12 protein-coding genes are annotated in these 13511 nt (G+C 66.3%); 4 read left to right on the forward strand and 8 right to left on the reverse strand.

Annotated elements, in window-relative coordinates:
- Nucleotides 1-64 precede the first annotated feature (64 nt).
- On the forward strand, nt 65-2287 hold the full coding sequence (locus VIM12_RS01675; protein WP_331939869.1) for a molybdopterin-dependent oxidoreductase: 2223 nt from the start codon (nt 65-67) through the stop codon (nt 2285-2287).
- A gap of 15 nt (nt 2288-2302) precedes the next feature.
- Here the strand turns inward: VIM12_RS01675 and VIM12_RS01680 are convergent, their stop codons facing one another.
- The 5 genes from VIM12_RS01680 to VIM12_RS01700 form a co-directional block, all read right to left on the reverse strand.
- Nucleotides 2303-2824: a septal ring lytic transglycosylase RlpA family protein gene (locus tag VIM12_RS01680; RefSeq protein WP_331939870.1), complete on the reverse strand. Its 522-nt coding sequence runs from the start codon at nt 2822-2824 to the stop codon at nt 2303-2305.
- Nucleotides 2825-3002: 178 nt separating this feature from the next.
- Nucleotides 3003-3785: a phosphonate ABC transporter, permease protein PhnE gene (gene phnE / locus VIM12_RS01685; RefSeq protein WP_331939871.1), complete on the reverse strand. Its 783-nt coding sequence runs from the start codon at nt 3783-3785 to the stop codon at nt 3003-3005.
- A complete protein-coding gene (locus VIM12_RS01690) occupies nt 3782-4618 on the reverse strand; it encodes an ABC transporter permease (protein ID WP_331939872.1) in 837 nt (278 codons plus the stop codon). The genes phnE and VIM12_RS01690 overlap by 4 nt, the downstream gene beginning before the upstream one ends.
- Nucleotides 4619-4637: 19 nt before the next feature.
- Nucleotides 4638-5477: a phosphonate ABC transporter ATP-binding protein gene (locus VIM12_RS01695; RefSeq protein WP_331939873.1), complete on the reverse strand. Its 840-nt coding sequence runs from the start codon at nt 5475-5477 to the stop codon at nt 4638-4640.
- Nucleotides 5477-6325, reverse strand: a complete 849-nt coding sequence (locus VIM12_RS01700) for a putative selenate ABC transporter substrate-binding protein (protein ID WP_331939874.1) — start codon at nt 6323-6325, stop codon at nt 5477-5479. Before VIM12_RS01700 ends, VIM12_RS01695 begins: the two co-directional genes overlap by 1 nt.
- A gap of 318 nt (nt 6326-6643) precedes the next feature.
- Between VIM12_RS01700 and VIM12_RS01705 the strand changes: the two genes are divergently transcribed.
- Nucleotides 6644-8029: an exonuclease domain-containing protein gene (locus VIM12_RS01705; RefSeq protein ID WP_331939875.1), complete on the forward strand. Its 1386-nt coding sequence runs from the start codon at nt 6644-6646 to the stop codon at nt 8027-8029.
- A 9-nt stretch (nt 8030-8038) separates the two neighbouring features.
- Here the strand turns inward: VIM12_RS01705 and VIM12_RS01710 are convergent, their stop codons facing one another.
- The 3 genes from VIM12_RS01710 to hpaI all read right to left on the reverse strand — a co-directional run bounded on the left by VIM12_RS01710 (nt 8039) and on the right by hpaI (nt 9641).
- Nucleotides 8039-8257 carry a hypothetical protein gene (locus VIM12_RS01710; protein ID WP_331939876.1) on the reverse strand — a complete coding sequence of 73 codons (219 nt, stop codon included), beginning with the start codon at nt 8255-8257 and terminating at the stop codon, nt 8039-8041.
- Nucleotides 8258-8336: 79 nt separating this feature from the next.
- On the reverse strand, nt 8337-8765 hold the full coding sequence (locus tag VIM12_RS01715; RefSeq protein ID WP_331939877.1) for a hypothetical protein: 429 nt from the start codon (nt 8763-8765) through the stop codon (nt 8337-8339).
- Nucleotides 8766-8852: 87 nt separating this feature from the next.
- Nucleotides 8853-9641, reverse strand: coding sequence for a 4-hydroxy-2-oxoheptanedioate aldolase (gene hpaI / locus VIM12_RS01720; protein WP_331939878.1), 789 nt, complete (start codon nt 9639-9641; stop codon nt 8853-8855).
- A gap of 1011 nt (nt 9642-10652) precedes the next feature.
- On the opposite strand from hpaI, the gene rpoD reads away from it, so the two are divergent.
- Together rpoD and VIM12_RS01730 are read left to right on the forward strand one after the other, a co-directional pair.
- Complete coding sequence (rpoD, locus tag VIM12_RS01725) at nt 10653-13088, forward strand: RNA polymerase sigma factor RpoD (protein ID WP_331939879.1); 2436 nt, start codon at nt 10653-10655, stop codon at nt 13086-13088.
- A 130-nt stretch (nt 13089-13218) separates the two neighbouring features.
- Nucleotides 13219-13509, forward strand: coding sequence for a hypothetical protein (locus VIM12_RS01730; RefSeq protein WP_331939880.1), 291 nt, complete (start codon nt 13219-13221; stop codon nt 13507-13509).
- Nucleotides 13510-13511 lie beyond the last annotated feature (2 nt).

Consider the following 13511-nt stretch of genomic DNA (forward strand, 5'->3'; position numbering starts at 1 on the left):
TAGGCCGACAATAAGTGGCCGCGACACGCACGGCAACAATCAAGGACGACACGAGGAGACTGGCATGCACGAACAGGCCGTGGAACGCATTGCGCATCGCATCTGCCCTCTTTGCGAGGCATGCTGCGGGCTCGAACTGAAGATCCGGGGCGACAAGGTGGTCGGGATACGGGGCCATGACGCCGACGTGTTCAGCCGCGGCTATATCTGTCCGAAAGGCGCGTCTCTCGATGACCTGCATGAAGACCCCGACCGCCTGCGCCGGCCGCTGGTCAAACGCGACGGCCGCTTCGTCGAAGTTTCCTGGGACGAGGCGTTCGCGGAAGTCGAACGCCGGCTGCCGCCGCTTCTTGCGGCGCACGGCCCGGACGCGGCGGCCGCGCTCATCGGCAATCCTTCGGCGCACAAGATCGGACTGCTGCTGTATTACGCGCGCCTGACGCGCGCGCTCGGCACGCGCAACCTGTTCTCCGCCTCCACGCTCGACCAGATGCCGAAGCAGCTGTCCTCGGGACTGCTATTCGGGCACTGGCTTTCCTTTCCCGTGCCGGATATCGAACGGACCGACTACCTGCTGGTCCTCGGCGCCAACCCGCTGGTTTCCAATGGCAGCCTATGGACCGTGCCCGACTATCACGGCAAGGCCAAGGCCATGCGCCTGCGCGGTGGTCGCATCGTCGTGATCGATCCGCGCCGGACCGAGACCGCGCTGGCGGCAGATGCGCATCATTTCATCCGCCCCGGCGGCGACGTGTTCTTCCTGCTCGGCCTGGTGCATACGCTGTTCGATGAAGACCTGGCGCGGCCGGGCACGCTGGCGGAGCATGTCAACGGGATTGAAACGGTGCGCGCGGCGGCGCAGGCGTTTTCGCCGGAACGCATGGCGCCGCATTGCGGCATCGAGGCCGGCACGATCCGCACCATCGCGCGCGAGCTGGCGTTAGCGCCGCGCGCCGCCGTCTATGGCCGCCTCGGCACCTGCACCCAGGAGTACGGCACGCTGTGCAGCTGGCTGGTCGACGTACTCAATGTCCTGACCGGCAATCTCGACCGCGAAGGCGGCGCGATGTTTGCCAAGGCGCCGGCCTTTGCGGCCAACACCGCCGGCAAGCCGGGCATCGGCAAGGGCGTGGGCATCGGCCGCCGCCGGAGCCGCGTCTCGGCCGCGCCGGAAGTGATGGGCGAGCTGCCGCTGGTTTGCCTGGCCGAAGAGATAGAGACGCCGGGCGACGGCCAGGTCCGGGCCTTGATTGCGATCGCCGCCAACCCGGTACTCTCCGCGCCGAACGGCGCGCGCCTCTCGGCCGCGCTGGAACAGCTCGACTTCATGGTCAGCGTCGACATCTACCTCAACGAGACTTCGCGCCACGCGGACGTGATCCTGCCCGGCCTGTCGCCGCTGGAGGAGATGCACTACGACGTCGCCTTTCCGCAGTTCGCGTATCGCAACTATGCGCGCTACAGTGCGCCCGTCCTGCCCCGCGATCCGGCCCACCCGCCCGAATGGCAGATTCTGCTGCGGCTTGCCGCCATCGTGCAGGGACTGGGCGCACAGGCCGACGTGCTGCGCCTCGACGACGAGGCCTTTGCCGCCGATGTGCGCCGCGTGGCGGGCGAACATGCGGATGCGGTGCTCGCCGCGACCGCCCACCTCGAAGGGCCCGAGCGGCAGGTCGATTTCGCGCTGCGGATGGGGCCGTATGGCGACATGTTCGGCATGCGCGAGGACGGGATCAACCTGCAGAAACTGCGGCAGGCGCCGGGCGGGATCGACCTCGGCCCGCTGCGGCCGCGCATACCCGAGATCCTGCGCACGCCGAGCGGCAAGGTGGAGCTTGCGCCAGAGATCCTGCTCCAGGACTTGCAGCGGGTGCGTGCGGCGGTGGCGGAACCGCCTGCATCGCTGGTCATTGTCGGCCGCCGTCAGGTCCGCTCCTGCAACAGCTGGATGCACAATTTGCCGCCCCTGGCGAAGGGGCCCTTCCGCTGCACCGCGCTCGTGCATCCGGCGGACGCGCAGCGGCTGGGGCTGCAGGATGGCGGCAAGGCGCGCATCAGCCGCGATGGCCGCGCAGTCGAAACCACGGTGCAGATCAGTGACGAGATGATGCCGGGTGTGGTGAGCCTGCCGCACGGCTGGGGGCACGATCAGCCGGGGACACAAATGCACGTCGCCGCCGAACGGCCGGGCGCGAACCTGAACCAGGTCCTGGACGAGAGGCTGCGCGATCCGCTTTCCGGCAACGCCGTGCTGAGCGGCGTCGCCGTGGAGATGCGGCCTGCGTGAATCTGGGGCGAGCGCCTATTCGCCCGAAGCCAGCTCGACGTCCGAGCCGACGCCACGCAGTTTGCTGCCGTCCGCCTGCGGCACCTCGATGGGTTCGACCACGACCGGGGCGACGCCCTGCTCCTGGATCTCGAGCTTCTTCGCGGTCCTGGGCGTAAGGTCGACGATGCGACCCTCGATGTACGGTCCACGGTCGCGGATCTCGACCACCTCGCTCTTGCCGTTCTCGAGATTGGTGACCTTGGCGATGGTCCCGAGCGGCAGGGTCTTGCTTGCGGCGATATTCGAATTCGGGTCCATGGGCGTACCGTCCGCCATCTTGCGGCCCGCGAATTTCTGATGGTAGTAGGACGCCTTTCCGTGGCGAGCCTTGCCGGAGCGATCGAGCTTGCGCTTGACGTGCGGCGACTCGTACTTGAGGGAGGAGGACGCTTTCTTTTCGCCTGCGGAAGACTGTTGCGCAAAGGCTGTCGAACCCAAACACAGCGACAGCAACAACAGCACTCCCACCCGGCCCTTCTTCGGCTTGGTAGTCATGGCTGGCAATCTGTAATGTGAAGAGGTAGCAATCCGCAGCGGCGCGAGGCGCGTGCGGCTGCACGTTTACATCCAACTGCATTCTTCGTATTGTCCGCAGGAATTCCCACCCTGCGCCTGTTCGATGCCAGAAAGCGTAGCGGAGTTCCGGAGTCCTTTCGGCAATTCCTCCGCGCACTCAACGCGCAAGGCCACGGCGGAGGCCGAAGCTCAGGGCATCGACCAGGGCCACCAGGGCCAGCATCGCGATGATGACGGTTGCCGCCTGCTGCATCTGGAACAGCGAGAGGTGGAACTTCAGCATCTGTCCAAGCCCGCCTGCGCCGACCACGCCGAGCACGGCGGCTGCGCGGATATTGTTTTCCCATCGATAGAGGGTGTACGACATCAGCTGCGGCAGGATTTGCGGCAGCGTCGCATAGAAGAAGGCCGCGGCGCGCGAGACGCCGTTGGTGCGCAGACTTGCCTCCGGCAGTGGCGGCGTGTTCTCCAGTGCGTCGGCGAACAGCCTGCCCAGCACCCCGCTGGTGTGCACTGCGAGCGCCAGGGTGCCGGCGAACGGACCCAGCCCTGCTGCGACGAGCAGGATCGAGGCCCATACCAGCTCCGGCACCGACCGCGTGGCATTGAGCAGCAGCCGCGTCGCCGCGCGCGCCGCGCCACCGGTGCGGCCGCTCGCCGGCAGCGCGAGCAGCACGCCGGCGATGGCGGCGATGCCGGTGCCGAGTGCCGACATCGCCAGCGTCTCGAGCATGGCATGGAGGGTCTTGCGCAGGAAGGGCGGCGCGGTCTCGGGGGGGGCAAACCCGGCCAGGAATTCGGTGGCGCCGCGCAGCGCATCGGCACTGAGCAAGGCTCCCCATTGCAAGGGCAGGCTGGCGAAGCTCGCCACCACCAGCAGCAGCAGGAACGCCAGCAGCAGCAGCGTCGCGGTGCGCGAAGGAGGTGCGGGATGCTTCACGCCAGCCTCGCCCGCAGAAACCTGCTGACCCAGTCGGCGGCGGCCACCAGCAGGATGAAGATGATCAGCATGGTCGCGACTTCGCCGCCGGCCAGCATCTTCATCGACTCATCCATGCGCTGGCCGAGGCCGCCGGCGCCGACGAAACCCATCACCACCGAGCCGCGGATTGCGCACTCCCAACGATATACGGTGTAGGAAACCAGCTCCGATGCGGATTCGGGCAGCGCACCGTAGAACAATGCCGCCAGCCGGCCGCTGCCGTTACGCAGCAGGCTCTCGGTGGCATGCGGATCGGAGGACTCGATGATCTCGGCGTACACCTTGCCGAGCATGCCGCAGTAGGTCAGTGCGATCGCCAGCACGCCGGCGGTCGGGCCGAGGCCGGCGATGCGCACGAAGAGCAGCGCCCAGACCAGCTCCGGCACGCTGCGCAGCACCACCAGCCACCAGCGGGCACACTGGCGCACCAGGCGTGCCTGCCAACGCATGCGTCCCGACAGGCGGGAGACCGACAGGCGGTCCGTGGCGACCAGCGTGAGGGGAATCGCACCCGCCAGCGCCAGCGTCATGCCGGCGGTCGCCATCGCTACCGTCTGCCAGGCCGCCTCCGCCATCAGCAGCAGGAAATCCGCGGAATGCGCGGGCGGAAAGAAGGCGGCAAGGAACAGCCCGGTGGCGGCAAGGCTCTGCGCGTCCAGCAGCACCCATGGCTTGAACTCGCTCCAGACCAGCAAGGGCCACAGCATGGCCAGCAGCAGGATGCAGGCAGCCACCCGGCCGCGCCACGCGGGGTCGGCATGGGGCGGGCCGGGACGGGAAAGGATAGTCATGCGCAGCGTCTGCATGCGTTCAGAAGCAACGCGTCACCGGGGCGGTCGGCAATGATGGATTGCCCGCACCTGCATCCCGTGCTTCGTCCGCCGTGTCCCCGTTGCCGGGGCTGCCGTCATTCTGGTAGAGCGCGGCGATCATCGCGTCGCTGACGTCGGATGCGGCTGCGTCGAACAGAACCGTTCCGCCACGCAGACCGACGACGCGCGGAAAATGCGCGAGCGCCAGTTCCACCTGGTGGAGGCTGCATACCAGCAGCGCACCGCGCGCCGCAGCCTCCTGCTGCAGCACCTGCAGCGTCTGCACCGCGAGCGTGGGATCGAGCGCGGACAGCGGCTCGTCGACCAGCAGTGCCCGCGCATCCGACACCAGGAGCCGTGCAAGGCTGCAGCGCTGGCGCTCGCCGCCGGACAGGCGGTCGACGCGCGCATAAAGCTTGTCCTCCAGGCTGAAGCGGGCCAGCGCCTGGTAGGCGACCTCGGGCTCGGCCGGCCGGAACAGCGAGGCCAGCGCCCGGCGCAGCGTCCAGCGCGGCAGGCGGCCCGCCAGCACCGCCGCCACCACCCGCTGGTGCGGCGGGAGCGGCGGCGTCTGCGGCGCAAGAAACAGTTGCGCGCGCAAACGGTGGCGTTCGCGTTCCGACAGCGACCACGCGGCGCGGCCGAAAGCGGCGAAACTGCCGCTCGCGGGCCGCTGCGCAAGCGCAAGGGTATGCAGCAGGGTCGTCTTGCCGGCGCCCGAGGGGCCGATCAGCGCAACCTGCTCGCCGGCATCCAGATGCAGGTCGATGCCATGCAGCGCGGGCGCGTCACCGCCGACGCGGTGGCGGACGGTGACGGCCTGCAAGTCGAAGCTCATTACTTCAGCAGGCCGGCGTTGCGCGCCGCCTTCTCGATCGACGCATAGTTCTCGGTGCGCGTCGGGATGAAGCGGCTGGCACGCTGCAGCGCAAGGATTTCCTTGCCCTGCGCATCGTTGGGATTGAGCGCGAGGAAGGCATCCGAGATCTTCTTGCGCAGTGCCGGGTCCATGTCACTGCGGACCGACCAGTTGTAGTCATAGTAGCCGGGCGTGGTGTGGAACACCCGCAGCGTGCTGGCGACCTTTCCCTGGGAGAGCAGCTTCTCCCAGACGGAGATGTTGAGCACACCGGCGTCCACCCTGCCGCCGCCGACCGCGGCGACCGTCGCGTCGTGCGCGCCGGAGAAGGCGACGCGCTTCATGTCGCTGTCGGGATTGATGTTGGCCGCGAGCAGGAAGTAGCGCGGCATCAGGTGGCCCGAGGTCGATGACTCGGAACCGAAGGCGAAGGTCTTGCCCTTCAGGTCCTCCAGCCGGTTGATCGACTTGTCCGTGGTGATGAAGACCGACTTGAACTCCTCGTCCTCGGCCCGCTGCACCAGCGGAATCACCTTGCCGTTGCTGCGCACGCTGGCCTGCACGAAGGTGAAGCCGCCGAACCAGACCATGTCCAGCTTGTTGTTGACCAGGCCCTCGACCGAAGCGGCGTAATCGGTGACCGGCACGAACTCCACCTTCATGCCGAGTTTCTGCTCGAGGTAGCTCCCGAGCGGCTTGAATTTGCGCTGCAATTCGGTCGGCGCTTCGTCCGGAATGGCCGATACCCGGAGCACCTGTTGTGCATGGGTGAGGCCGGCAAACATCAGGGTGGCGACGGCAAGCGTCAGTCGCAGGAAGTTTTTCATGGAGATTTTTTCTTGTTGAAGGTAAGGGAAACGGGCAAGCAATGATCGGAAAAACAACCGCTTATGATAACAATTTCATGCCTGCGGCTCTGCTTTCCCGAGACATCGGCGCACGTCCTGTTCGGCAATGCCCTAGAATACTGTGCATGCATACAGCCTTTTCCTTTGCCGGCTTCCGGACCCCGGGCGGCACGCGGGCCGGCCAGAACGACATTCCCCGCTTGCCTGTCCAATTCCGCGGCCGTGCTGCGGGCAGCACGGCGCCTAAGTCACATCCATTCCGCCACATCCCGGCGCCCAGACACTGACAGGACCAGCTTGAACAACGTATCGCTCCACCGGTTTCCACGCCTTGCCTTCGTCGACCTGGAGACGACGGGCGGCACCGCAAGCATGGACCGCATCACCGAAGTCGGCATCATCGAAGTCGACGAGGACGGCGTGCGCGAGTGGAGCAGCCTGGTCAACCCGGAGGTGCCGATTCCGCCCTTCATCCAGACGCTGACCGGCATCACCGACGACATGGTGCGCGACGCGCCGACCTTCGCCGAGCTGGCGGCCGGCATCGCGCGCCGCCTGGAGGACCGCATCTTCATCGCGCACAATGCGCGCTTCGACTACGGCTTCCTGCGCCAGGCCTTCCGCCGCACCGGCCGCGACTTCCACCCGGAAGTGCTGTGCACGGTCAAGCTGTCGCGCCGGCTGTTTCCCGGTTTCGAGCGGCACAACCTCGACAGCGTGGCGGAGCGGCACGCGCTGCACGTGACCGAACGGCACCGGGCACTGGGCGACGCGCAGCTCCTCTGGCAGTTCTGGCAGAAGATCCACGATCTGCATGCGCCGGAACAGATCGAAGAAGCGGTGCGGCGCTTGCTCAGCCGTCCCGCCCTGCCATCGCGCATCGAAGAACTGGAACTCGACCGCCTGCCCGCCTCGCATGGCGTCTATATCCTGCGCGGCGCCGATCGTACGCCGCTGTTCATCGGCAGCGCGGTCAACCTGCAGGCGCGGGTCTACGGTTTCTTCGGCAAGGACCGGATGACGGGACGCGACCGGTTGCTGGCCGCGGAGACGGCAGAGGTCGATTGGATCGAGACCAGCGGCGAGCTCGGGGCGCTGCTGCTGGAATCCGCGTTGCTGCGCCAGCATGCGACGCCGTACAACCATGTCCGGGGCGATGACGAGACGTGTGCATGGCGGCTGCTGCCCCGCGGCGGCGCCCTGCAGGGTGCTGTCGCCACCAGCGACGACCTGTTCTTTGCCTACGATCCGGAGCTGTACGGCCTGTACGCGAACCCTGCCAAGGCGCGGGAGGCGCTGCGAGCCGTGGCCGACAGCCAGGGGCTATGCCACGCGCTGCTGGGCTTGGAGAAGACGCGGGCGGGCAAGTCCTGCAGCGCCCGTGCGGCAGGGCACTGCCGCGGCGCATGCATCGGGCTGGAAAGCGTGGAGGAACACAATCAGCGGGTACGGGCGGCGCTGCAGTCGCAGCGTCTGCAGGCCTGGCCCTACCCGGGCCCGGTGGCCATCCCCGAGAACGGCGCGTGGCACCTGGTCGACGGCTGGGCCTACCTGGGCACGGCGCACAACGAAATGGAGAAAGCAGACTTGCTGAAAGGCGGACGCCGCCGCTTCGACCGCGACGTCTATCGGATCCTGCAGAAATGGCTGCCGGTATTCAGCGAGAAGGTGAAGCCGCAGTAAGGCGGTGCATCAGTGGTGATGATGGTGCGTCCATTCCCCGTCCGATGCCAGGTAGGCGGCTACCGCCTCCTTCTGGCCGGTCGCATGGCGGTGCACCTCGCCGCAGGCGCAGATGCCCTGGTACGGCTGGATATGGGAGCAGGCGGAAACCTTTTGCAGGAAGACGGTGACCGGCTTCGTGCATTTCTTGCATTTGAAGGTGAGAGTGCGGGCAGGTTTGAAACTCATGTTCTGGCAACAGGCAATGGACGAAAGCGCCGCGAGCTTCCGGTCCCGGCGCAGTCCGCATCATAAACCGTTTGCCCGGTCAGCGCCGGTAGTGGCCGTGCCCATGTCCCTGCTGCCCCTGCCCGTATCCGTAGCCCCATTGCCCCTGACGGTTGTCATTCCAGTCGCGTCTCCCGTGGTCACGATGGTCACGATAGCCGTGCCTGTCATGGGGATGGGGATAAGACTCGACGCGCACAGGCGGGTGGACATAGACCGGGTAGGGAGGCGGCTGGACATAGATGACCGGCGGCGGGCCATACGTCGGCTGTGGCGCATAGACCGGGGGCGGCGGGCTGTAAACCGAGGGCGGCGCCCCGTAGCTGAACTGACTTTGCGGCACCATCACCACGCCGCGCGACTGGCTCCCCGCAGTGATTGACCACTGGGTACCGCCACCGGCCTGAACCGCACCCGCTGCAAGGCAGCCTGCCAGAACCACGCTTGCGCCAAAAATTTGCCTGTTCATGTCTGCTCCTTTGATTCTTATATTAAAGGACAAAGCGAGCGGGACCGCCGGGAAATCTTTGTAACAGTTCAGGCCCGGCAATGTTCCTCAGTAAGCGGCGACCGGTGCCGCTGCGTCGTCGCCGCCAAACGCCTTCCGCAGGCGGCGAGCTCCGGCCGCCAGCGTCACTACGTCGATGCCGACCGCCACGAAGTGGCAGCCCATCTGCACGTAACGCTGCGCCTGCGCGAGGTCGGTGCTCAATATGCCTGCCGCCTTGCCGCTGGCGATGATACGCCGCAGGCCGTCGTCGATTACCGCTCGCACCGCCGGATGACCGGGGTCGCCGGGGTGGCCAAGGGAGGCCGCGAGGTCGGCCGGTCCGATGAAGACGCCGTCCACGCCATCCACGGCGCACAGGCCGTCGAGGTTGTCGATGGCCGCCCGGGTCTCCGCCTGCACCAGCAGGCAGACCTCGCGGTTCGCCTGCGCCATGTAGTCAGGCTCCAGGCCCCAGCGGGAGGCGCGCGCGATGAACGCCGCGACGCCACGTACGCCTTCCGGCGGATAGCGCACGGCGCGCACCAGTTCCCTTGCCTGCTCCGGCGTGTCGACCATGGGCACCAGCAAGGTCTGGGCGCCGACGTCGAGCAGTTGCTTGAGCAGCGGCGTGCTGCCGGAAACCGGCCGCACCACGGGCTGCGAGGGATGGGCGGACAGTGCCTGCAGCTGCGCCAGAATGCTGCGCACATCGTTGGGCGCATGCTCCCCATCGACCAGCAGCCAGTCGAAGCCCGCCGTTGCACAAATTTCAGCCGAATAGGGGCTGGCCAGCGAGAGCCAGTAGCCGATCTGCGGCCTGCCGCTTTGCAATGCCGCCTTGAAGCGATTCCTCATCAAGCTGCTCCTGCTCGGGTTTCGAAGACGCGCGCGGCATTTCCGCCATGGCCACCGCCGACCTTGTCCATCGTCGCGCTGCCCGCCTGCCTTCCCGCCTGCGACATGCCGCTGCCGGTACTCGCCCTCGGTATTTTCACGTACGACAAACAAGTCGATGCGACACGGTCGACGCTTGGCACGGCGACAAGGAACGCGTTCGGAAAAGCACACCGGCGGAGCTTGTTGTACCGGCGGACGTGGCGCAGAAGCCGGTAAGGGGAGCGCCGCCGGGCATGCGGTGCACGGCTGGTCAGATCAAGGCAAACGCCGAAGGTTTCGCCGGGCCGCGCCGGCGCCGGATGCACTTGATAGCGCGCGTTCCGCCACCAATTATCAGCTGCTGCGAACCCAGCGAACCACGGAGGGCGGTGCTGATAGCAGTAAACGACGGATCACCTGGCGGCGCTGAATGCGCGCCGGATCAGGCGCATCAGGGACAGGCGGCTCCCGAGTCGAATTTTGTTGTGCAAGGTCCTGCCCATCGCATCCTCCGTAATCGCTGCAACGCATCTAGCAGAAATTATAGGAAGCAGGGAATGACCGCCGCGTGACAGGCGACACGAACCTGATTGAGCAGACACAAAAGACCAACATAATCCCGCGGTCGAACGACACCGTCGATCGCCACCGCGCAGAACGCCACCGCGCAGAACGGCACCGCCTGTCGCAACTATTTGATGCGAGTGGCGGTCCTAAACCTGACGGTAGCGATAGACTTCTTTGACACAATGAAACATAATTCGGCCTTCGCATTTTTTGCTCCCGTCGGAAAAACCGGTTTGCACAGGCGGCCGCACGTTTTCTGAACCAATCGTCGAGCTTCAACTCCCACTTCGTTCGTTCTATTTTTTTGCCTCCGTCACGTAGAGACCACGCATGCGGCGACACGCTTCGTCCCCGCCGCGCCCCGCCATCGGCTGGATGGTCGCTACTTGAACAAGGGCACGAGTTCGTACAGATATCCACGCAATGACCAAACAAGCCAAGACTTTGACCCTCGCCGCAAAACCCAGCGGCGATGCGCCGACCCGATCCCGCATTGCCAAGGGGGCGCGCGTAGTCGAACAAAGCACGGACACCGAGCAGCAAGCGGCAGCCAAGGTGACGGTCGTGACCAAGCGGCCGCGTCGCGCCGCGCTGCAGGACGCGCCGGACGCCGGTAGCGCACCGGCGCTCGGCGCGCCCGCGCAGGTGCCGGAGGAGCGCCCGGCGGAAGCCGCCGACAAGCCGAAGACCGTCGTGCGCAAGACTGCGCGCGCAGTAACCAAGGCGCCGGCAGCGACGCCGGAAACGCCGGCTGCCGGCACCCAGTCCGCCGTTACCCAGACCACCGATCCTGCCGCCCTCGCGGAGATCGACACGTCCTCCTATGCGCTGCCGAGCGCCAAGGTGCCGGCCCGCCGCGGCCGCCGCCCTTCGGAATTCCCGTCCGAGAACGACGAGATCGCCGCGCTGAACGCGGTCGAGCGCGCCGAGTTGAAAGCGGTGTCCAGGGCAAAGTCGCGCGATACGCAGGCCGGGGCACCCCGCACCGAGCGTGACCTCGAAGCGCAGCGCGCCCAGGTCAAGGTGCTGGTCAGCCTCGGCAAGGAACGCGGCTACCTGACCTATGCGGAAATCAACGACCATTTACCGGAAGATATCGTCGACCCGGAGGCGATCGACGGCATCGTCAGCACCTTCCGCGACATGGGCATCGAGATCTACGACCAGGCCCCCGACGCCGAGACGCTGCTGCTGTCCGATAACGTGGTGAGCGGTTCGAGCGAAGACGAGGCGGAGGCGGCGGTGGCGACCGCGCTGTCGGCGATCGATTCCGATTTTGGCCGTACTACCGATCCGGTGCGGATGTACATGCGTGAAATGGCTTCGGTGCCGCTGCTCACCCGGCAGCAGGAGATCGACATCGCCAAGCGCATCGAGGATGGCCTGAAGGACATGATGCAGGCGATCTCCGCGTGCCCGACCACCATCGCCGAACTGCTTGCCATGGCCGACCGCATCGGTCGCGACGAAACCAAGGTCGACGAAGTGATCGACGGGCTGGCCGACGCCGATGAGCCGGTTGCCGCGGTGGCGGCCGATGCCGACGCGGATGACGACGGCGATGCCGACGAGCAGGACGAGGACCTGGAAGACGATGACGACGGTGCCGTGACGCCCGCGGCTGGAATGACCGAGAAGCAGATGGAAGAGCTGCGCCAGGATGTACTGGCGCGCTTCGCCGCGATCGCGGCGCGCTTTGCAACGATGCGCGAGGCGCGCGCCGCCGGCGGCTACGGCTCGCCGGCCTACCGGGAGGCACAATCGGCCATCGCCCAGGAGTTTCTCGGCATGCGCTTCACCGCCAAGGTGGTGGAGCGCCTGTCGGACACCTTGCGCGCCCAGGTGGAAGAAATGCGCCAGGTCGAACGGCAGATCCTCGACATCGCGGTCAATAAATGCGGCATGCCGCGCACGCATTTCATCGAGGTCTTCCCCGGCAACGAGACCAACCTCGACTGGGTGGAACGCGAGGCCGATGCGGGCGCCGCCTATGGCGCGATCCTGCGTCGCAACGCGCCGGCCATCCGTGAATACCAGCAGAAGCTGCTCGACCTCGAACAGCGCGTTGAACTGCCGCTGACCGCCCTGCGCAGCATCAACAAGCAGATGGCCACCGGCGACAAGCGTGCCCGCCAGGCCAAGCGCGAGATGACGGAAGCGAACCTGCGGCTGGTGATCTCGATCGCCAAGAAGTATGTCAACCGCGGACTGCAGTTCCTCGACCTGATCCAGGAGGGCAATATCGGCCTGCTGAAGGCCGTGGACAAGTTCGAATACCGCCGCGGCTATAAATTCTCGACCTACGCGACATGGTGGATCCGCCAGGCGATCACGCGGGCGATCGCGGACCAGGCGCGCACAATCCGGGTGCCGGTGCACATGATCGAGTCGATCAACAAGATGAACCGTATCTCACGCCAGATCCTGATGGAGACCGGATCGGAACCGGACCTCGCCACGCTCGCGGCGAAAATGGACATGCCCGAGAAGAAGATCCGCGAGATCATGAAGATCGCCAAGGAACCCATCTCGATGGACGTGCCGATGGGCGATGACGGCGACGCGTTGCTCGGCGACTTCATCGCGGACGAAATCACCGTGGCGCCGGCCGATGCGGCGATGCATGCGTCGATGCGCGAAGTGATCCGCGAAGTACTCGACTCGCTCCCGCCGCGCGAAGCCAAGGTGCTGCGCATGCGCTACGGCGTCGACATGGCGACCGACTTCACGCTCGAGGAAGTGGGCAAGCAGTTCGACGTCACGCGCGAGCGCATCCGCCAGATCGAGGCGAAGGCGATGAACAAGCTGCGCCACGCGTCCCGCGCCGACAAGCTGCGTACGCTGCTGGAAAACGGCTGACAGGCGCGATGCTCCCGGGAGTATCGCCGCCGCCCGTTTTTTCGAAGGCATCGCGCAGTTTTATGCGCTTTTTCGGGGCGATCCCGTGGTTTAGCATACGGCCTTGTCTTCAGTTTTTCAGGAAGCACACATGAGTGACAAAGTGGAATGGGAAGTCGTCGACGAGACGACAACGAAACCCGGCGCCGCGCCCGAACCGGGGCCGGCAATCAAGAACATGCTGGGTCCGTGGTGGCGCTTGAAGCTTGCCGCCCTGGCGGCGCTGGGTACCATCGGTCTGGTACTGATGGTCGCCCTCGCCGGCGTCGTGGTCGTCTCGGTTGCCGCCGTCGCACTGCTGTCGTTCGTCATCGCGCGTCTCGCGCAGTGGATGCGCGGCGACCGCCCCGGCACGCTCGCGGTGCACCGGCACCGGCACTAGAG

It is taken from the genome of Noviherbaspirillum sp. (genome assembly GCF_036563305.1).
In the GTDB taxonomy this organism is placed as follows: Bacteria; Pseudomonadota; Gammaproteobacteria; order Burkholderiales; family Burkholderiaceae_D; genus Noviherbaspirillum.